The sequence below is a fragment of the Pseudokineococcus lusitanus genome, assembly GCF_003751265.1.
Classification (GTDB): Bacteria; Actinomycetota; Actinomycetes; order Actinomycetales; family Quadrisphaeraceae; genus Pseudokineococcus; species Pseudokineococcus lusitanus.
In genome coordinates, this window is sequence record NZ_RJKN01000011.1 from 13,541 (window position 1) to 32,634 (window position 19,094).

The following is a 19,094-nucleotide window of genomic DNA, read 5'->3' on the forward strand; positions in this document are numbered from 1 at the left end:
GGTCGGGTCAGGCAGGCACGCGGCACATCTTCGTGACCGGGGGTGTCGCCTCCTCCCTCGGGAAGGGGCTGACCGCCTCCAGCCTGGGGCGGCTGCTCCGGGCGCGCGGGCTGCGGGTGTCGATGCAGAAGCTCGACCCGTACCTCAACGTCGACCCCGGCACGATGAACCCGTTCCAGCACGGCGAGGTCTTCGTCACCGACGACGGCGCCGAGACGGACCTCGACATCGGCCACTACGAGCGCTTCCTCGACGTCGACCTCGACGCGGCGGCCAACGTCACGACCGGCCAGGTCTACTCCGAGGTCATCGCCAAGGAGCGGCGCGGCGAGTACCTCGGCGACACCGTCCAGGTCATCCCGCACATCACCGACGAGATCAAGGCCCGGATGCGCGCCAAGGCGCAGCCCGGCCCCGACGGCGAGCCGGTGCCGGACGTCATCATCACCGAGGTCGGCGGCACCGTCGGCGACATCGAGTCGCTGCCCTTCCTCGAGGCCGCGCGGCAGGTCCGCCGCGACGTCGGCCGCGACAACGTCTTCTTCGTCCACGTCTCGCTCGTGCCCTACATCGGCCCCAGCGGCGAGCTGAAGACCAAGCCGACGCAGCACTCCGTCGCCGCGCTGCGCAACATCGGCATCCAGCCGGACGCGCTCGTGTGCCGCTCGGACCGGCCGATCCCCGAGGGCATCAAGCGCAAGATCGCCGCGAGCTGCGACGTCGACGAGGCCGCCGTGGCCAACGCCGTCGACGCCCCCTCGATCTACGACATCCCCAAGGTGCTCCACGCCGAGGGCCTCGACGCCTACATCGTCCAGCGCCTGGCCCTGCCCTTCCGCGACGTCGACTGGACCGAGTGGGACCGGCTGCTGCAGCGCGTCCACGCCCCCCGCCACACGGTCACCGTCGGCCTCGTCGGCAAGTACGTCGACCTGCCCGACGCGTACCTCTCGGTCACCGAGGCGCTGCGGGCCGGCGGCTTCGACGCCGACGCCCGCGTCGTCCTGCGCTGGGTCCCCTCCGACGACTGCACCACCCCCGACGGCGCCCGCCGGGCGCTCTCGGGCGTCGACGCGGTCTGCGTGCCGGGCGGCTTCGGCGTCCGCGGCATCGAGGGCAAGCTCGGCGCCCTCACGTGGGCCCGCGCGACGAAGGTGCCCACCCTCGGCCTGTGCCTCGGGCTGCAGTGCATGGTCATCGAGCACGCGCGCACCGTCGCCGGGCTCGAGGGCGCGTCGAGCTCGGAGTTCGACCCGCAGACCCCGCACCCCGTCGTCGCGACCATGGAGGAGCAGAAGGCCTTCGTCGAGGGCGCCGGCGACCTCGGCGGGACGATGCGCCTCGGCCTGTACCCCGCCGCCCTCACGCCCGGCTCGGTCGTCGCGGAGGTCTACGGCAGCGAGCTCGTCCACGAGCGGCACCGCCACCGCTACGAGGTGAGCAACGACTACCGCGAGCAGCTCGAGGCCTCCGGCCTCGTCGTCTCCGGGCAGTCGCCGGACCGCGCGCTCGTCGAGTTCGTCGAGCTCCCGCGCGACGTCCACCCGTTCTACGTGGGGACGCAGGCGCACCCGGAGTTCCGCAGCCGCCCGACCCGGGCGCACCCCCTCTTCGCGGGCCTCGTCCGCGCGGCCGTGGCCCGGCAGCGCGAGGAGCGCCTCGTCGAGGTCGACGAGGTCCTCGCGTGAGCGGCCCGTCGTCGCGGGAGGCCCTCGACGCCCTCGCGGCGACGGACGACGGCACGCCGCTCGCGGACGTCCTCGCGCCGCGGGAGGTCCTGCGCCGGGAGACGGTCTTCGAGGGCGCGGTGTGGGACGTCGCCACGGACACCGTCGACCTCGGCGGGGGCGACGGGCCCGTGCGCCGGGACCTCGTCGTCCACCCGGGCGCCGTCGGCGTGCTCGCCCTCGACGCGGACGACCGCGTCCTGCTCCTGCGCCAGTACCGCCACCCGGTGCGGCACGAGCTGTGGGAGGTGCCGGCCGGCCTCCTCGACGTCGACGGCGAGGACCCCGCGGCGGCCGCCGCGCGCGAGCTGCGCGAGGAGGCCGACCTCGTCGCCGGCCGCCTCGACACCCTCGTCGAGTGGTTCAGCACGCCCGGCGGCTCCGACGAGGCGCTGCGCGTCTACCTGGCGCGGGACCTGTCCGTCGTCGACGAGGCCGACCGCTTCGCGCGCGAGCACGAGGAGGCGCAGATGGTGGCGCGGTGGGTGCCGCTGGACGACGCGCGCGACGCCGTCCTCGCGGGCCGGGTGCACAACCCGACCGCCGTCGTGGCCGTCCTCGCCGCGGTCGCGGCCCGGGCCGCCGGGTGGACGACGCTGCGTCCCGCCGACGCCCCCTGGCCGGCGTTCACCGAGCGCCGCCCGGCCTGACGGGGGTCGCTCAGCCCTTCGCCCGCGACCAGCGGTCGACGACGGCCACGTCGGCCGTGAAGCGCACCGGCGGCCCGCCGACGGCCCGGCACCACCGGGCGGCGGAGGTCCCCAGGTCGGCGACGACGCCCGCGGCGACGGCGTCCGCGTCCTCCTCGCGCACGTGCAGCAGCAGCTCGTCGTGCAGGCACAGGACGACGGCCCCGCTGCCGTCCGCGGCGAGCCGGGCCCGCACCGTGGCGGCCCACGCCTTGAAGAGCTCGGCCGCGGAGCCCTGCACGACGGCGTTGCGGGCGAAGCGCCCGCGCCCGGCCAGCCGCGCCCGGTAGCGCTCCAGCGCGGCGGGCCCGGCCTCGACGGGCACCTCCTCGACGGCCGGGACGCGCACGAGACGCCCGCCGGCCGTCCGCACGTCCTCGCCCGCGGCGCCGCGGCGCGCCGCGTCGACGAGCATCGCGACGGCGCGCGGGTAGCTGCGCTCCATCGCGGCCATCGTGGCGCCGGCCGCCCCGCTCGTCTGCCCGTACATGGCGGCGAGGACGGCGACCTTCGCGACGTCGCGCGCCACCCGCAGGCGGGCCGCGACGGGGGCGTAGAGGTCGTCCTCGGCCGCGTCGCGGGCCAGCGCCGGGTCGCCGGAGACGACGGCGAGGACGCGCGGCTCGACCTGGCCGAGGTCGGCGCGGACGAGGAGGTGGCCGGGCTCCGCGCGGACGGCGTCGCGGAGCTCGCGCGGGATGCTGTGGACGCCCGCCGACGCCGTCATCCGGCCGGCCCCGCCGTCGCTCGCGGACCACGCCGCGCGCAGCCGTCCGCCCGCGACGTGCTCGGCGAGCCAGCGCGGCCCGTGGGCGACGGCGAGGCGCTCCGCCTGCCGCCACGCGACGAGGGACCGCAGCACCGCCGGGGCGCCGGGCTCCTCGGCGAGGCGCTCCAACCGCCACGAGCGCGTGTCCGGCAGGTCCAGGCCGGCGCGGGCGAGGGCGTCGAGGACCTGGGCCGGGCTGCGCAGGTCGACGGGCGCCCCGGTCGGCCCCGGGCCGAGCAGCCGCTGCAGCGGCGCGTCGCGCGCGGCGCGGGACCGGGCGGCGCCGGCCTCGTCCTCGGGCAGGGGCCCGACGACGGCCTCGACCGCCCGCCGCGCCGCCGCGACGTCGAAGGGCACGCCGGACGCCTCCAGCTCGACGGCGAGCACGGCGGCCGCGGACTCCGACCACGCCGTCACGACGGCGTGCTCGCCCGCCGTCGCGACGAGGCGCTCGCGCTGCAGCCCCGCGGTGCCGAGGGCGGCCGCGGCCCAGCGGGCGGCGCGGCCCGGCGTGTCGGCCCAGGAGCCGTCCACCCACTCCGGCCGCAGGTGCCCGTCGGGGCGGACCGGGTCGTCGCCGTCGCCGTCGGGGACGCCGCCGTCGCCGCCGAGGTCCAGCTGCCCGGGCGACGGGGCGGCGGACGGGGCGAGCCCGCAGGCCACGGCGCGGGCCGCGGCGGGGCCGTCGTCCCCGCCGCCCGCGACGAGCCGGTGGACGGCCGCGACGTCCCACGCGCGGGCGAGGTGCGGGGGCCGGTCGTCGCGGCCGCCGTGGCCGGCCAGCGGTCCCAGGACCTCGCGGGCCGACCACCACACCCAGCGGGGCGAGCGCTCGCGCTCGAGGTCGGCCAGCACCCGCGCCGCCGCCGCCGGCCCCGCGGCGGGCACGGCCCACGCGCGCTCGCCGTCGGCGAGCCCGAGCCCCGCGGGCCCGCGGACGACCGCGAGCAGCGCACCGGGGGCCGCGCTCACGCCTCGTCCGGGTCCCGGCCCGGGTCGGGGAGCCCGCGCGCCGCCGCGTGCAGGGCCTCCACGGCCGCGACGGTGTCCGCCTCCGCCGCGGGCTTGTCGGGCCGGTGGGCGACGACGCGGGCGAAGCGCAGGGCCAGGCCGGCGGGGTAGCGGGGCGACGTCTGGACGCCGTCGAGGGCGATCTCCACGACGAGCTCCGGCCGGACGTGGACGACGTAGCCGTCCTCCCGGCCGTCGGCGTCGGGCACGGCCAGCGCCCGCAGGTGCTCGGTCTGCCAGGCGAGCATCGCGTCGGTGAGGCCCTTGAAGGTCTTGCCGAGCATGACGGCGCCGCCGGGCGGGCCGAAGCGCCCCTCGGGGTCGCGCGCCCCGAGCCAGAGGTTGGACAGCTGCCCCCGCCGACGGCCCGAGCCCCGCTCCACGGCCAGGACGACGAGGTCCAGCGTCAGCCGCGGCTTCACCTTGACCCAGGCGGCGCCGCGCCGGCCGGCGGCGTAGGGGGAGCCGGCGCCCTTGACGACGACGCCCTCGTGCCCGCGGGCCAGGGCCTCGCGCGCGAGCGCCGCCGCCGGCGCCGACGGGTCGTCGCCGTCCTCGTCCCCGTCGGCGCGGGGGGCCGCGGCCGCCCCGGGCACGGCGAGGTGCGGCGCGAGGTCGAGCAGCACCTCCCGCCGTCGCCGGAGCGGGGCGTCGAGCAGGTCCTCGCCGTCCCGGTGGAGGACGTCGAAGAGCACCAGCTGCAGCGGCGAGGGGTCGCCGTCGCCGTCTCCGGCGTCGGGGGACGTCCGCACCGCCGGGCCGGGCACGGCGCCGGCGGGGGCGGGCTGCTCCGCCGGGAGCTCGTCGCCGGCCCCGGCCCCGGCCGCGGCGACCGCGACGGCGCGGGCCCCGCGGGTGGCGACCCGGCTCGACGTCTCCTGGAAGGGTGCGGGGCGTCGTCGCTGCCACGCGGGCACGCCGTCGTCCGCGTCGTCCGCGTCGTCCGCCTCGTCCGCGTCGTCCGCCGGGCGCAGGAGCAGCACCTCGCCGTCGAGGACGAGCGTGCGCGCCGGCAGCGCCGCGACCGCGGCGACGACCTCGGGCAGCGAGCCCGTGACCTCCTCGAGCGTGCGCGTCCAGACGCGGACGCGCGGCGAGCCGTCCGGGCCCTCGTCCCGGTGCACCTGCACGCGGACCCCGTCGAGCTTCCACTCCACGACGGCGGCCCCCGTCCGGGCGAGGGCCGCCGGCACGTCGGGCGCGCTCGCGGCGAGCATGGGGGAGACGGGGCGGCCCACCTCGAGCCGGACCGCCTCGAGCGCCGCCCGGGCGGCGGCGGGACCGTCGGCGCCCAGCGCCGCGACGGCCACCTCCACGACGTCGCCGCTCAGGGTGAGGGCACGGCGCACGACGGCGGCCGGCACCCCGGCGGCCCCGGCCAGCGCCTCGACGAGCACGCCCCGCTGGGCGCCCTGCCGCAGCTCGCCGGAGACGAGGCCGGCGACGAGGTGCTGCTCGGCCGCCGTGGCCCGGCCCATGAGGTCGAGGAGGTGGCCCCGGCGCCGTCCGGTGGAGCCCGGCCCCTGCTCGGCGGCCGCGGCCGCCATGGCCGCGTCGACGTCGAGCACCTCGAGCGTGGCCGCGGCGGCCGGCGGCGGGCCGCCGGCGAGCGAGCGCCAGCCGAGGCCGGTGCGCCGCTGGGGCAGCTCGCCCTCGAGGTAGCGCACGAGGACCGGCAGCTCGGCGGGCCCCGCCTGCCGCAGCAGCCCGGCGAGGACCTCCGCCTTCTCCCGCCGCGACGACGTGGCGGCGACCTCCTCGAGGCGGGCGGCGAGCGCGGCGAGCAGCATCCGGCCATCATGGGCGCGCCCGCCGACGACGGCGCCGCCGCCCCGCCGGGCGGGGCCCGGCCGCACCGTGCCGGGGGCACGAGCCCGCCGTCCCGGTCCCCGGGCCGGCGGGGACACCACGACCGCACCGGAGGACCCCGTGACCAGCGACCGCGAGAAGGCCGCGTCCGGCCTCGTCCAGCGCCTCGTCGACCTGGGGATCCGCGGCGTCGGGCCGCTGGACGCCGCCGACGAGGCGGCCGAGAAGGCCCTGGCCAAGGCCGACGGCGACGTCGAGAAGGCCGTCGAGGCGCTCGTGGGGCGCCACCTGCGGCTCGCCGGCGCCGAGGGCTTCGTCACCGGGCTCGGCGGCCTCGTGACCCTGCCCGTGGCCCTGCCCGCCAACGTCATCGGCTTCTACGCGCTCGGCACCCGGCTCGTGGCCGCGGTGGCGCACCTGCGCGGGTACGACCTGCGGGACGCCGGCGTCCGCGCCGAGGTGCTGGAGTCGCTCGTCGGCGCCGGCGCGTCGCTGCCCGTCGCGGGCGCGGGCGGCGGGCTGCTGTCGCGCACGCTCCTGCGCGGGCTGCCGCACCCCCTGCGCGTGGCCGTCAACAAGGGCCTCGGCTTCCGCCTGCTCGGCCAGATGGGCGCCCGGACCGTCGGCCGCCTCGGGCGCTTCGTCCCGGTCGCCGGGGGCGTCATCGGCGGCGGCGCGGACGCGTGGCTCATGCGCGGCATCGGCAAGCGCGCCCGCGAGGACTTCCCCGCGGGCGGCGCCCGCGGGCTGGCGCGCCGCGCCGCCTGACGCGGCCGGCCGTCGGCGCGGGCCCGCCGCGACGGCGGGCCCGCGCGACCCCGTCCCTCTCGGGGGACGCCCGGGCACGGGCGACCTACCCTGGTCGCAGCGGGGCGCCCTGCCGCCCCGCCCGACGACCGGGAGGCCCCCTTGTCCGCACGCACCCACCACCGCGGCGCCTGGCGCGCGCTGGCGGCCGCGCTCATGGGCGCCCGCCGGGCCGGCGACCCCGGCCTGCGCGAGCAGCTCACCGCCCTCCCGCGGCTCGTCACCGCCGTGGTGCGCGGCCGCTACACCGGCACGACGACGAGCCGGCTCGCGCTCATGGCGCTCGCCGTCGGCTACGTCGTCTCGCCCGTCGACCTCGTCCCCGAGGCGGTCTTCCTCCTCGCGGGCCTCGTCGACGACGCGCTCGTCCTCACGTGGCTCGCCGGCGCGGTCGTCGACGAGACCACCGCCTTCCTGCGCTGGGAGAAGGCGGGCCGCCCCGCCGCCGACGGCCCCGAGGGCGCCGGCACGGACCGCGCCGCCGAGCCCGGTCGCGAGACCGTCCAGGGCAGCGTCGTCGTCTGACCTCCCGCCCGCCGCCGGGGGCGACGTCCTGTGGACGGCGCCCTCGACGGCGCCCCGGTGCGCGCCGGGCCCCCGCCCGGGACCCCCCCTGTGGAGGGCGTCCCCGCGCCGACGTCCGGCGCCCCACGCTCGCCGTCATGACGACCTCACCCGCCCCCCGCCGCGACGACACGACCACCTCGCGCCGTCGCCGCGGCCGCCCGTGCCCCACCGCCGCCGAGGGGGCGAGGAGCCGGCCGCGGACGGCGCCCCTCCTGCCCCCGCAGGTGCGCGCCCCCGAGGTGCTCCGCGTGGGCGACCCGCGCGACCTCGTGGCCCTCGTGCCGCACCAGCTGGGCTTCGTCCCGGCGCGCAGCCTCGTCCTCGTGAGCCTGCGGGGACCCCGCCGGCGCGTGGGCCTCGTCTCGCGGGTCGACCTGCCCGCCCTCGCCGACCGGGAGCGGGCGCTGCTGGCGCTCCGGCAGGTGCCCGCCGACCTCGTCGACCTGCTGGGGCGCCTCGTGGACCACGCGGTCGACCTCGCCGTGCGCGACGGCGCGTCCGCCGTCGTCGCGGTCGTCTACGACGACGCCGTGCCCGCCGACCTGCTGGGCGGCGGCCACCCCGGGGGCCCGGACCCGCGGGACCTGTCGCTCGCGGGCCTCGTCGACGTCCTCGTCGCCGGGGCCTGCGTCGGCCGCGGCCTGCGGCTCGGCGACGCGTGGTGGGTCGACGGGGACCGCCTGCGCCGCCTCGGCTGCCGGGACGCGTGCTGCCCGCCGGAGGGAGAGCCCCTCGCCGCCCTCGACGGCAGCCTCGCCGCCGTCGAGATGGTCGCCCGTGGGTCCGCGCCGCTGCGGTCGCGGGACGCCCTGCTCGACGACCTGCGGCCCGCGGCCGCCGACGCGCGCGAGGAGGCGGTCCGGGCCGCCGCGACGGCCCGGCGCCGCACGCGCCGCGCCGAGGGCGACCCGGCCCGCGCCGCCCGGCTCCGCGCGGACGCGCTGGCGTCCTTCCGCGGTGCCGTCGAGGTCGAGCGGCTGGCCGCTCCGCCCGGCGGGGACGCGCCCGGCCGTCGCGGGCCGGCGGAGGACCTCCACGACCCCGTGCTGCTCGGCCGGGTCGGCGCGGCCCTGGCCGACCCGTGGGTGCGCGACGCCGTCCTCGTCAGCTGCCTCGCGGGGGCGGGCGACGTGCCGGAGCGGGTGGCGGCCGAGGGCCCCGACGAGCGCGCGGAGGCGCTGCTCGAGGCGGTCGTCGGCCGGCCGGCGGGCGCCGCGGTCCCGGACCCGGCGCTCGTGGCCGCCGCGGAGGGGGTGCTCGCGGCCGTCGTGCGGCACCTGCCCGACCGGGTGGGCGCCCACGCCCTCGGGGCGCTCGCGTGGACGGCGTGGTGGTCCGGCGACGGCGCCCGCGCGGTCGCCTGCGCCGAGCGCGCGCTCGAGGTCCGGCCCGCCGTGCCGATGGCGCGGCTCGTCCTCGACCTCGTCGACGCGGGGGCGGTCCCCGCCTGGGTGCGGGCCCGCCGGCAGGACGACGAGGAGGCGCCCGCGGGCTGACCCGGCGCGGGGCCTGCGGGCCCCGGGGCGCCGCCCGACGGCCGGACGGGCGGTGCGGTCGCGGCGGGGCCCTTGCTACCGTCCGCGCCAGGTCAAGAGTCCCAGCGCGGAGCCCCGGCTCGCTGGGCGGCAACCCTCCTCCGCGGTGGGGTGCCCCGGGTGATGACCGGGCCCGCCGGCATGCGGCGGGCAAGCGCGGGCCGCCCGTCGGCCCCTGGGACCCCCGGAGGCCGTCGTGGGCAGCACCCGCACCGAGGAGCGCACCGTCCCGCCCCCGCCGGCGGTGCCCCCGCCGGCCGTGGGCGCGCAGGGCTCGCCGGCGGACGGCCCGGTCGTCGTGCCGCCGGTCCCGGCGTCCCGGGCCGCCCGTCCCGCGCCGCCCGCCTCGGGCGCGTGGCGCCCCGGCGACCCGGTCGGCTCCCGCCGCTTCGCGCGGGTCGGCGCCGTCGCGCTGGAGGGCGGAGACGTGCTCCCCGACGTCGTCGTGGCCTACGAGACGTGGGGCGAGATGGCCGACGACCGGTCGAACGTCGTCCTCGTCTGCCACGCGCTGACGGGGGACAGCCACGTCGCGGGGCCCGCCGGGCCCGGTCACCCCACCCCGGGCTGGTGGGACGAGCTCGTCGGCCCGGGCCGGGCCCTCGACACCGACCGCTGGTGCGTCGTGGCGGCCAACGTCCTCGGCGGCTGCCAGGGCACGACCGGTCCGTCGTCGCCCGCGCCCGACGGCCGGCCGTGGGGGAGCCGGTTCCCGGCCGTCTCCGTCCGCGACCAGGTCGCCGTCGAGGCGGCGCTCGCCGACGCGCTGGGCGTGCCGGCGTGGGCGCTCGTCGTCGGCGGGTCGATGGGGGGCATGCGCGCCCTCGAGTGGGGCGTCACGCACCCCGGCCGGGTCCGCCGGCTGCTCGTGCTGGCCGCCTGCGCGGCGAGCGGCGCCGACCAGATCGCCTGGGCCGCGGCCCAGCTGGCCGCCGTCGAGGGCGACCCGGGCTACGCCGGGGGCGACTACCACGACGCGCCCGACGGCGCGGGGCCCCACACGGGCCTCGGCGTCGCCCGCCGCGTCGCGCACGCCACGTACCGCGCGGCGCCCGAGCTCGAGGCCCGCTTCGGGCGGACGGCGCAGCCGGGGGAGGACCCCGCCCGGGGCGGCCGCTACGCGGTCGAGTCCTACCTCGACCACCACGCCGACAAGCTCGTGCGGCGCTTCGACGCGGGCTCGTACGTCGCCCTCACCCGGGCGATGAACGGCCACGACGTCGGCCGGGGCCGCGGCGGGACCGGCGCCGCGCTGGCCGCGGTCACCGCCACGACGGCGGTCGTGGCCATCTCCTCGGACCGGCTCTACCCGGTGGCGCTCGGCGAGGAGCTCGTGGCGGGCCTGCCCGGCACGCCCGCCCTCCACGTCGTCGACTCGCCCGCGGGCCACGACGGCTTCCTCACCGAGCACGCGGCGGTCGCGGCCGTCGTGCGCGACCTGCTCGGCCGTCCCGGGGGGCCCGTCGACGGCTGAGCGGCCCGGCGGTCAGGCGGGCGGGGCGGACGTGGACCGCTCGACCCACGCCCGCAGGCCGGCCCACGTGCCGACGAGCCCGGGGTGCAGCGGCAGGGCGCCGACGTCGTCGAGGGCGACCCAGCGGACGTCGTCGGACTCCGCCGTGGCCGCGTGCGGCGCCTGCGGCGGGGCGCCGCGGCGACGGCGGCCCAGGACGACCGTGTAGCGCCAGACGCCGAGGTCCGCGGTGACGCGCCGGCCGAGGACCTCGACGGCGGCCGGGTCGAGCCCGGTCTCCTCGTGGGCCTCGCGCAGCGCGCCGGCGTCGGCGTCCTCGTGGCTGTCGACGGCGCCGCCGGGCAGCCCCCACGTGCCGCCGAGGTGGGTCCACCCGGCGCGCAGCTGCAGCAGGACCCGGGAGCCCGCCGGCCCCTCGGCGCCGTCGTCGCCCGAGCCGTCGTTGACGAGCAGGAGCCCGGCGGCGCCGTGGCGGCCCCAGCGCCGCACCCCGCCCGCGGCGGTCACCCACCCGTCGCCGTCGCCCACGGCCCCACGCTACGCACGGCGGCCGACGGGGTGTCGGGTAGCCTCCGCGGCGCGCCCGGGGGCGCCCCGCCGGACCTCCGGACGGGCCGTCGAGGAGGGGGCACCCATGACCGTGGTCGTCGGGTACGTGCCGACCCGCGAGGGGCGCGCCGCCCTCGCCGCAGGGCTCGCGGAGGCCGCGCGCCGGCGCTCCCGCGTCGTCGTCGTCGACAACCGGCGGGCCGACCCGGACGACCCGGACCCGGTCGCCACGAGCACCCGCGCCCTCGAGGAGCTGCGGCCCGAGGTCGAGGCCGCGCTCGGCGCTGACGCCCCCGCCCACGAGCTGCGCGCCCTCACGCCCGGGGCCGAGCCGTCGGCCGACCTCCTCCGCGTCGCGATCGACGAGGGCGCCGCCCTCGTCGTCATCGGCCTGCGGCGCCGCACCCCCGTGGGCAAGCTCGTGCTGGGCTCCGGCGCCCAGCGGATCCTCTTCGACGCCCCCTGCCCCGTCCTCGCGGTCAAGCCCGTCTGACCCGGGCCCGGCGCCGCACGCCGCCCCCACCGCCGCCGCCGGACGCCCCGGCGGCGCGCCGTCGTGCCCGCCGCGCGACGCGCCCACCACCCCGGCGGCCCAGAGGTGCCGGGGGAGCCCCCGGGCTGTGCGACGATGGGGACTTGCGCACCACAGGTCTCGTCATGCCCGAAAACACCCCGCGTCGCGGGCATGGACGTGGTCCCGCGGTCGTTGGAGCACTCGAACGGGTCCGGTGACGTCCTCGCCGCCCCAGCACGCCCCGCACCACCCGCGAGCACGCCGGCCTCCCGCCGGCGCCCGGCCGTCCCAGGCCCTCGCACCGCTCGTCCGCTACGACGAAAGGCAGTCCGTGTCGTCGGTCCCCACCCCCGCCAGCCCCCCGGCCCAGCAGCTCCCCGCGGAGTTCGCCCACCCGAGCCTGCAGGACCTGCTCGCCTCGGGCCGATCCACCGGCACGGTCACCGCCACGAGCCTCCGCTCGGCCTGCGAGAGCGCCGAGGTGCCGATGTCGCGCATGAAGACGGTGCTGCGCGCCCTCGACGACGCGTCCGTCACCGTCGTGGTCGACGACCCCCAGCCCGTCGCGAAGCGGCCCAAGCGCACCGCTGCCGCGGCGCGCGCCCGTGCGGCGACGACCGTCGTCGCCGGCGAGGAGGCGCCCGCGCGTCCCACCCGTGCCGCCGCCTCGACGGCCAAGAAGGCCGCCGCCCCGAAGGCGGCCCCCGTGGCCGCGGCGCCCGAGGCGCCGGCCGAGGAGGTCGCCGAGGCGGCCCCGGCCAAGCCGGCGCGCAGCCGCGCGGCGAGCAAGACCGCCGCGGCGAAGAAGACGACGACCGCCGCCGCCGCCAAGACGGCCGCCGCGCCCGCGCGTGCGAAGTCCGCCAAGTCGTCCGAGGGGCCGACCGAGGTCACCTCCGGCGAGGTCGAGACCCTCGCCGACGAGGAGGCCGCCGCGCGTCCCACCGCCTCCGAGGCCGAGGCCAAGGACGCCAAGGACGGGAAGACGAGCGACTCCTTCGTCCTGCGCGACGACGACGACGAGGACGCCCCGGCGGTCCAGGTCGTCACCGCCGGCGCGACGGCCGACCCGGTCAAGGACTACCTCAAGCAGATCGGCAAGGTCGCCCTCCTCAACGCCGAGCAGGAGGTCGAGCTCGCCAAGCGCATCGAGGCGGGGCTCTTCGCCGAGGAGCGCATGTCGTCCGGCGACATCAGCGACGAGCGCTACGAGCGCGAGCTCAAGTGGATCGCCCACGACGGCCGCCGCGCGAAGAACCACCTGCTCGAGGCCAACCTGCGCCTCGTCGTCTCGCTGGCCAAGCGCTACACGGGTCGCGGCATGCTCTTCCTGGACCTCATCCAGGAGGGCAACCTTGGCCTCATCCGTGCGGTCGAGAAGTTCGACTACACCAAGGGCTACAAGTTCTCGACCTACGCGACGTGGTGGATCCGCCAGGCCATCACCCGCGCCATGGCCGACCAGGCGCGGACGATCCGCATCCCGGTCCACATGGTCGAGGTCATCAACAAGCTGGCCCGCGTCCAGCGGCAGATGCTCCAGGACCTGGGCCGCGAGCCCACGCCGGAGGAGCTCGCCAAGGAGCTGGACATGACGCCCGAGAAGGTCGTCGAGGTCCAGAAGTACGGCCGCGAGCCCATCTCCCTGTCCACGCCGCTCGGCGAGGACGGCGACAGCGAGTTCGGCGACCTCATCGAGGACTCCGAGGCCGTCGTCCCGGCGGACGCGGTGTCGTTCACGCTCCTCCAGGAGCAGCTGCACTCGGTGCTCGACACGCTGTCCGAGCGCGAGGCCGGCGTCGTCTCGATGCGCTTCGGCCTCACCGACGGGCAGCCGAAGACGCTCGACGAGATCGGCAAGGTCTACGGCGTGACGCGCGAGCGGATCCGCCAGATCGAGTCGAAGACGATGTCCAAGCTGCGCCACCCCTCGCGCAGCCAGGTCCTGCGGGACTACCTGGACTGACGTCCGGCCCCGGACGCACGACGGCCCCGCCACCTCGTCGGTGGCGGGGCCGTCGTGCGTCGTGGGGCGGGCGGCGTCGTCCGGGACGGGCGGTCGCCGTGCGGACCCCGGGGCGCCGGGGTCAGCGGGGGTGGTTCAGCGGTCGCCCTCGGCGCGGCGGAAGTCGGCGGCGGAGACGCGGCAGGCGTCCTCGCCGCCCTCGTGCCAGACCACCCGGCGGACCCGGCCGACGGGGGCGGGGTCGTCGGCGGCGGCGAAGACCTTCGCCTGGGCGGGGCCGCGCGTCACGCGCGTCTCCCCGCCGCAGAGCGGGCAGGTCGCGGTCGTCTCGAGGGGCTGCAGGGTCGACACGGCCCCGAGTTTACGGGCCGTGGCGGGTGGCCCCGCGCCGCCGCCCCCTCGTCACGCGGCGTCAGCGCGCGACGGGACCGGTCAGGACGTCGTCGGCAGGGCGCCCAGCGGGGCGACGTCCGCCGCGGCGCTCTCGCAGACCCAGTGCGGGTCGGGCCCGAGGTCGGGCAGGACCGCGAGCACGTGCGGGTCGGGCGCCGTGCAGCCCGGCGGCCGGGGGCACGACGGCCACCGCACGCCGTGGTCGTCGAGGAGGGTCTCCTGCACGTCCTGGGCGACCTGACCGGCGACGTGGGCGCCGCCCTCCGGCCACGCCTCCAGCCACCAGCGTCGCGCGGCGACGGCCGCGTCGACGACGTCGACGAGCGGGGCCGTGCCGAGGCCGCGGGCGGTGAGGTCGTGGACGACGACCGCCCGGGCCGCGAGAAGCGGGTCCGGCGTCGTGCCGGGGGAGGGCGGGGGCACGTCCACGCCGGTCACACCGTCCCCGTCAGCACGACCGCGAACCACAGCGTCGCCGCGAGCAGGACGGCCCCGAGCTCGATGAGCAGGGCCACGCCGGCCGCCCGGAGGCCGACCTTGGTGCTGCGCCACGCCGTCGCGGCGTCCGGCTGGCGGTGCAGCTCGGCGAGGTAGAGGCCCAGCAGGAAGCCGAGGACGAGCCCGAGGACCGGGACGACGAAGAAGCCGACGATGCCCAGCAGCCCGCCGGCCACGAGGGACCGGTTGGGCACGCCCGCCCGCTTGAGGGAGACGCCGGCCGTGAGGTACTCGAGCACCTGCCCGGCGGACAGGAGGACGACGACGCCCACGAGCACCCACCAGGCGGCCCCGCCGGTGACGAGGGCCCACAGGGCCACGGACAGCGCCACGAGGAGCCCGCCGGGCAGGACCGGCACCACGGTGCCGAGGACGCCGACGACGATCCCGACACCGGCGACCACCGTCACCTGGTCGGCCAACGAGGCCAGGACGTCACCCACCCGGGCACCCTCCCACCTCGGCCGCGGCCCGCGCCGACGGCACCGCGCGGCGGCGGTCCCGGACCGGGCCCGGACGCACGACGACCGCCGCCCCGCGCGGGGCGACGGTCGTCGGGGAGCTCGTCAGGGACAGGGCCGAGCCGTGCTGCGTGCTGCTCCGGTGCGGGTGCTCAGGACCCGGCGAGACGGGCCGACTCGTCGTGGATGTCGGCGCCGGACTCGCGCAGGACGCCCTCGTGCTCCCGCCCGTGGTGGTTGCAGAAGAACAGCTCCCCCCCGGAGGGGAGGCGGACGAGGAGGTAGGCCTGGGCGCCGCAGCGGTCGCAGCGGTCGGTGGTGGTGAGGTGCTCGGTCGCGAGGGTGGCGGTCACGTCGGTCCCTTCCAGTGAGCTCGTTGCCGTGCTCGTCGGTGCCCTGCGGCACCACCGGTCGTCCCGGCGGCACCGTGGTGCGGCTTCCACGTGGCTCAACCATCGAACCACGCCCTGCCGTTCCCCCATCGGACGACGGGCGTGTTCGCCGTCAGAGGATCGGCGGCCGACCTCGTCCGGGGAGGGCCGCGTCACCCGGGTGGAGCAGCGGGTGCCGCCTAGCCTGGACGCGTGGCAGCAGACCCGCGAGACGACCGGCGCCCCGCCCAGCGGGTCGTGCGCCCCGCCGACCGCGAGGACGCGTACTCCGCCCGGCACCTGTCGGTGCTCGAGGGGCTCGAGGCCGTCCGCAAGCGCCCGGGCATGTACATCGGCTCGACGGACTCCCGCGGGCTCATGCACTGCCTGTGGGAGGTCATCGACAACTCCGTCGACGAGGCGCTCGGCGGGCACGCGACGTCGATCGAGGTGCTCCTGCACGCCGACGGGTCCGTCGAGGTCCGCGACGACGGCCGCGGCATCCCCGTCGACGCCGAGCCGAAGACCGGCCTGTCCGGCGTCGAGGTGGTCTTCACCAAGCTCCACGCCGGCGGCAAGTTCGGCGGCGGCTCGTACGCGGCCTCGGGCGGCCTGCACGGCGTCGGCGCCAGCGTCGTCAACGCCCTGTCGGCGCGCCTGGACGTCGAGGTGGACCGCGGTGGTCGCACCCACGCCATGAGCTTCCGCCGGGGGGAGCCGGGGACCTTCGAGGACGTCGACGGGCAGCCGCGCGCGGGCTCGCCGTTCACGCCCTTCGTCGAGTCGTCCGGACTGCGCGACGCGGGGCGCACGAGGCGGGGCGTCACGGGCACGCGCATCCGCTACTGGGCCGACCCGCAGGTGTTCCTCCCGACGGCCGCCTTCGCCTACGACGACCTCGTCGCCCGCGCCCGCCAGACGGCCTTCCTCGTCCCCGGGCTGCGCCTCGTCCTCGTCGACGAGCGCGAGGGCACCGAGGGCGGACGGCGCGTCGAGGAGTTCCGCTACGACGGCGGCATCACCGAGTTCGCCGACCACCTCGCCGTCGACCCGCCCGTGACCGACGTGTGGCGCCTGCAGGGCAGCGGTCGCTTCACCGAGACCGTCCCCGTCCTCGACGCCATGGGCCACCTCGAGCCGACCGAGGTCGAGCGGGAGTGCCACGTCGACGTCGCCCTGCGGTGGGGGACGGGCTACGAGACGAGCGTCCGCAGCTTCGTCAACATCATCGCGACGCCGAAGGGCGGCACCCACCTCGCCGGCTTCGAGGCGGCGCTGCAGAAGAGCGTCAGGACGGCCGTCGAGGAGAACGCGCGCAAGCTCAAGGTGAGCTTCACCGGCAAGCCGGGCGGCGACAAGCTCGAGCGCGACGACGTCCTCGCCGGGCTCACCGCGGTGCTCACCGTGCGGCTCGCCGAGCCGCAGTTCGAGGGCCAGACCAAGGAGGTCCTCGGGACGGCGGCGGTCCGCTCCATCGTCCAGCGGGTCGTCTCCGCCGAGCTCGCGGCTCGGCTGTCCTCGACGCGGCGCGAGGACAAGGCGCAGTCGGCGGCGCTGCTGGAGAAGGTCGTCAGCGAGATGAAGTCGCGCATCAGCGCGCGGCTGCACCGCGAGACCCAGCGGCGCAAGACGGCGCTCGAGTCGTCCTCGCTGCCGTCCAAGCTCAAGGACTGCCGGAGCAACGACCCGGCGGGCACGGAGCTCTTCATCGTCGAGGGCGACAGCGCGCTGGGGACCGCGACGCGGGCCCGCAGCAGCGAGTACCAGGCGCTGCTGCCCATCCGCGGCAAGATCCTCAACGTCCAGAAGGCCTCGCTCGCGGACATGCTCGGCAACACCGAGTGCGCGGCCATCCTCCAGGTGCTGGGCGCAGGCTCGGGCCGCACCTTCGACCTCGACGCCGTCCGGTACGAGCGCGTCATCGTCATGACCGACGCCGACGTCGACGGCGCCCACATCCGGACGCTGCTGCTCACGCTCTTCTTCCGGTACATGCGGCCCCTCGTCGAGGCGGGCCGCGTGTTCGCCGCCGTGCCGCCGCTGCACCGGGTCGAGGTCGTCGGGGCGCCGCGCCGGCCGGCCGAGGTCGTCTACACCTACTCCGAGGCCGAGCTGACGAGCACGCTGAAGGACCTCGAGCGCCGCGGACGGCGCTGGAAGGACGGCATCCAGCGCTACAAGGGCCTGGGCGAGATGGACGCCGACCAGCTGGCCGAGACGACGATGGACCCGACCCGCCGCACGCTGCGGCGGGTGCGGATCGAGGACGCGGCGGCCGCGGAGCGCGTCTTCGAGCTGCTCATGGGCGGCGAGGTGGCCCCCCGGCGCGACTTCATCGTCGACGGCGCGCAGGTGCTGGAGCGGGAGCGCATCGACGCCTGACGGACGCCCACGGCGTCCCGGGCCCGCGCGGCGGCCCCGGGACGGCCGGGGACCGTTGCCAGGGGCGACCGTCCGGAGGACAGTCCGACGGGTGACGGCCCCCGCGAGCAGCACCCCCGGCGCCTCCGGCCCCCGCCCCGACCCCGCGGAGGGCGGGCTGAGGCGGGTCATGGGCCCGGGGCTGCTCCTGCTCTTCATCGTCGGCGACATCCTCGGCACGGGCGTCTACGCCCTCACCGGCCAGGTCGCCGCCGAGGTCGGGGGCGCCGCCTGGCTGCCCTTCGTCTGCGCCTTCGCCGTCGCGATGCTCACCGCCTGCTCCTACCTCGAGCTCGTGACGAAGTTCCCCCAGGCCGCGGGGGCCGCGCTCTACACGCACAAGGCCTTCGGCGTGCACTTCCTCACGTTCGTCGTCGCCTTCACCGTCATGGCGTCGGGGATCACGTCGGCCTCGACGGCGGCGCGGGCCTTCGCGGCGAACGTCGCCGAGGGCTTCTCGCTGTCGCTGGGCGAGGGGCTGGGGGTGACGGCCGTGGCGCTCGCCTTCATCCTCGTCATCGCCGCGGTGAACTTCCGGGGCGTCGGCGAGAGCGTGAAGGCCAACGTCGTCCTCACCCTCGTCGAGCTCACCGGCCTGCTCTTCGTCATCGCCGTCGGCGCCGTGGCCATCGGCGGCGGGGACGGCGACCTCTCGCGGGCCACGCAGCTCGACACCGGCTCGGGCGGCCTCTTCGGGTCCGTGACGACGGCCACGGCGCTGGCCTTCTTCGCCATGGTCGGCTTCGAGGACTCCGTCAACATGGCCGAGGAGACGAAGGACCCCTCCCGCGTCTTCCCGCGGATCATGCTGCTGGGGCTGTCGATCACCGGGCTCATCTACGTGCTCGTGTCGATCTCGGCGGTCGCGCTCGTGCCCGTCGAGCGGCTGGGGGAGGGCGACACCCCGCTCCTGCAGGTGGTCGAGGCCGGCGCGCCCGGCTTCCCCCTGGGGATCTTCGCCTTCGTGACGATGTTCGCCGTCGCCAACTCGGCGCTCATCAACATGCTCATGGCGTCGCGCCTCATGTACGGCATGTCCCGCCAGGCGGTGATCCCCGCGGTCTTCGGCCGGGTGCACGCCGGGCGGCGCTCGCCGTGGGTGGCGATCCTCGTGACGACGGGCCTGGCGGTCCTGCTCATCACCGTCGTCCAGCGGGTGCCGGCGCTGGGCGGGACGACGTCGCTGCTGCTCCTGTGCGTCTTCGCCGTCGTCAACGTGGCGTGCCTCGTGCTGCGGCAGGAGCCGGTGGACCACCGGCACTTCCGGGCCCCCACGGCCGCGCCCGTGCTCGGCGCGGTGCTGTGCCTCTTCCTCGCCAGCCCCCTCGTCGACCGAGACCCGGCGCAGTACCGGACGGCCGGGGTCCTGCTGGCCGTCGGCGTGCTCCTGTGGGTCGTCGCCGCGGTGTTCAACAAGCGGCGGTACGGCACGGCGACCCTCGCCCGCGACCCCGCGCTGCTCAAGCGCGGGCCGGGCGAGGACGGCGGCCCGCGGCGGCCCGCGGAGTAGCCCCGCGGGACCGGCGGGCCGCC

17 protein-coding genes and 1 riboswitch are annotated in these 19,094 nt (G+C 78.0%); of the genes, 10 read left to right on the plus strand and 7 right to left on the minus strand.

Translation table 11 applies throughout. The features are described from left to right. Positions 1–32: 32 nt before the first annotated feature. Together EDC03_RS16355 and EDC03_RS16360 are read left to right on the plus strand one after the other, a co-directional pair. Complete coding sequence (locus EDC03_RS16355; RefSeq protein WP_241967233.1) at positions 33–1,688, plus strand: CTP synthase; 1,656 nt, start codon at positions 33–35, stop codon at positions 1,686–1,688. A gap of 89 nt (positions 1,689–1,777) precedes the next feature. Beyond that, entirely contained in the window at positions 1,778–2,377 is a 600-nt protein-coding gene (locus EDC03_RS16360; protein ID WP_199720360.1) for an NUDIX domain-containing protein, read from the plus strand. A 10-nt stretch (positions 2,378–2,387) separates the two neighbouring features. Here the strand turns inward: EDC03_RS16360 and EDC03_RS16365 are convergent, their stop codons facing one another. Together EDC03_RS16365 and EDC03_RS18315 are read right to left on the minus strand one after the other, a co-directional pair. Continuing rightward, the gene (locus tag EDC03_RS16365) at positions 2,388–4,157 is read right to left on the minus strand and encodes a DNA polymerase (protein ID WP_199720352.1); all 1,770 of its coding nucleotides are present in this window, start codon (positions 4,155–4,157) and stop codon (positions 2,388–2,390) included. Next, on the minus strand, positions 4,154–5,986 hold the full coding sequence (locus EDC03_RS18315) for an ATP-dependent DNA ligase (RefSeq protein WP_123381340.1): 1,833 nt from the start codon (positions 5,984–5,986) through the stop codon (positions 4,154–4,156). The genes EDC03_RS16365 and EDC03_RS18315 overlap by 4 nt, the downstream gene beginning before the upstream one ends. Before the next feature lie 139 nt (positions 5,987–6,125). On the opposite strand from EDC03_RS18315, the gene EDC03_RS16375 reads away from it, so the two are divergent. The 4 genes from EDC03_RS16375 to metX all read left to right on the plus strand — a co-directional run bounded on the left by EDC03_RS16375 (position 6,126) and on the right by metX (position 10,388). Beyond that, on the plus strand, positions 6,126–6,773 hold the full coding sequence (locus tag EDC03_RS16375) for a hypothetical protein (RefSeq protein ID WP_123381341.1): 648 nt from the start codon (positions 6,126–6,128) through the stop codon (positions 6,771–6,773). Positions 6,774–6,914: 141 nt separating this feature from the next. Beyond that, positions 6,915–7,337 (plus strand): YkvA family protein, encoded by a 423-nt coding sequence (locus EDC03_RS16380; protein WP_199720353.1) that lies wholly within the window; start codon positions 6,915–6,917, stop codon positions 7,335–7,337. Positions 7,338–7,474: 137 nt separating this feature from the next. Further along, positions 7,475–8,875, plus strand: a complete 1,401-nt coding sequence (locus EDC03_RS16385; RefSeq protein WP_123381386.1) for a DUF4192 domain-containing protein — start codon at positions 7,475–7,477, stop codon at positions 8,873–8,875. Between the two features lie 90 nt (positions 8,876–8,965). Continuing rightward, positions 8,966–9,077: riboswitch (SAM riboswitch) on the plus strand. A 135-nt stretch (positions 9,078–9,212) separates the two neighbouring features. After that, entirely contained in the window at positions 9,213–10,388 is a 1,176-nt protein-coding gene (metX, locus tag EDC03_RS16390) for a homoserine O-acetyltransferase MetX (protein WP_123381387.1), read from the plus strand. Between the two features lie 12 nt (positions 10,389–10,400). Here metX and EDC03_RS16395 read toward each other — a convergent pair whose 3' ends face one another. Further along, a complete protein-coding gene (locus EDC03_RS16395) occupies positions 10,401–10,916 on the minus strand; it encodes an NUDIX domain-containing protein (protein WP_123381342.1) in 516 nt (171 codons plus the stop codon). Between the two features lie 106 nt (positions 10,917–11,022). On the opposite strand from EDC03_RS16395, the gene EDC03_RS16400 reads away from it, so the two are divergent. Together EDC03_RS16400 and EDC03_RS16405 are read left to right on the plus strand one after the other, a co-directional pair. Further along, complete coding sequence (locus tag EDC03_RS16400; protein ID WP_123381343.1) at positions 11,023–11,430, plus strand: universal stress protein; 408 nt, start codon at positions 11,023–11,025, stop codon at positions 11,428–11,430. Positions 11,431–11,782: 352 nt separating this feature from the next. Further along, positions 11,783–13,417 (plus strand): RNA polymerase sigma factor, encoded by a 1,635-nt coding sequence (locus EDC03_RS16405; RefSeq protein ID WP_123381344.1) that lies wholly within the window; start codon positions 11,783–11,785, stop codon positions 13,415–13,417. A 135-nt stretch (positions 13,418–13,552) separates the two neighbouring features. Here the strand turns inward: EDC03_RS16405 and EDC03_RS16410 are convergent, their stop codons facing one another. The 4 genes from EDC03_RS16410 to EDC03_RS16425 all read right to left on the minus strand — a co-directional run bounded on the left by EDC03_RS16410 (position 13,553) and on the right by EDC03_RS16425 (position 15,122). Then, positions 13,553–13,768, minus strand: a complete 216-nt coding sequence (locus EDC03_RS16410; protein ID WP_123381345.1) for a hypothetical protein — start codon at positions 13,766–13,768, stop codon at positions 13,553–13,555. 81 nt (positions 13,769–13,849) lie between these two features. Next, positions 13,850–14,239 carry a hypothetical protein gene (locus EDC03_RS16415; RefSeq protein ID WP_123381388.1) on the minus strand — a complete coding sequence of 130 codons (390 nt, stop codon included), beginning with the start codon at positions 14,237–14,239 and terminating at the stop codon, positions 13,850–13,852. A gap of 5 nt (positions 14,240–14,244) precedes the next feature. Then, positions 14,245–14,751, minus strand: a complete 507-nt coding sequence (locus EDC03_RS16420) for a DUF456 domain-containing protein (protein WP_241967235.1) — start codon at positions 14,749–14,751, stop codon at positions 14,245–14,247. Positions 14,752–14,921: 170 nt separating this feature from the next. Continuing rightward, positions 14,922–15,122 carry a DUF7455 domain-containing protein gene (locus EDC03_RS16425; protein ID WP_123381346.1) on the minus strand — a complete coding sequence of 67 codons (201 nt, stop codon included), beginning with the start codon at positions 15,120–15,122 and terminating at the stop codon, positions 14,922–14,924. Between the two features lie 276 nt (positions 15,123–15,398). On the opposite strand from EDC03_RS16425, the gene EDC03_RS16430 reads away from it, so the two are divergent. Together EDC03_RS16430 and EDC03_RS16435 are read left to right on the plus strand one after the other, a co-directional pair. Next, positions 15,399–17,522: a DNA gyrase/topoisomerase IV subunit B gene (locus EDC03_RS16430; protein WP_123381347.1), complete on the plus strand. Its 2,124-nt coding sequence runs from the start codon at positions 15,399–15,401 to the stop codon at positions 17,520–17,522. Between the two features lie 169 nt (positions 17,523–17,691). Next, on the plus strand, positions 17,692–19,071 hold the full coding sequence (locus EDC03_RS16435) for an APC family permease (protein ID WP_123381390.1): 1,380 nt from the start codon (positions 17,692–17,694) through the stop codon (positions 19,069–19,071). The last annotated feature ends 23 nt before the right edge of the window (positions 19,072–19,094 follow it).

Bases quoted from the DNA above. Each gene is read 5' to 3' on its own strand.
- EDC03_RS16400 (WP_123381343.1), top strand. From the start codon at position 11,023: ATGACCGTGGTCGTCGGGTACGTGCCGACCCGCGAGGGGCGCGCCGCC.
- EDC03_RS16435 (WP_123381390.1), top strand. From the start codon at position 17,692: ATGGGCCCGGGGCTGCTCCTGCTCTTCATCGTCGGCGACATCCTCGGC.
- EDC03_RS16385 (WP_123381386.1), top strand. From the start codon at position 7,475: ATGACGACCTCACCCGCCCCCCGCCGCGACGACACGACCACCTCGCGC.
- EDC03_RS18315 (WP_123381340.1), bottom strand. From the start codon at position 5,986: ATGCTGCTCGCCGCGCTCGCCGCCCGCCTCGAGGAGGTCGCCGCCACG.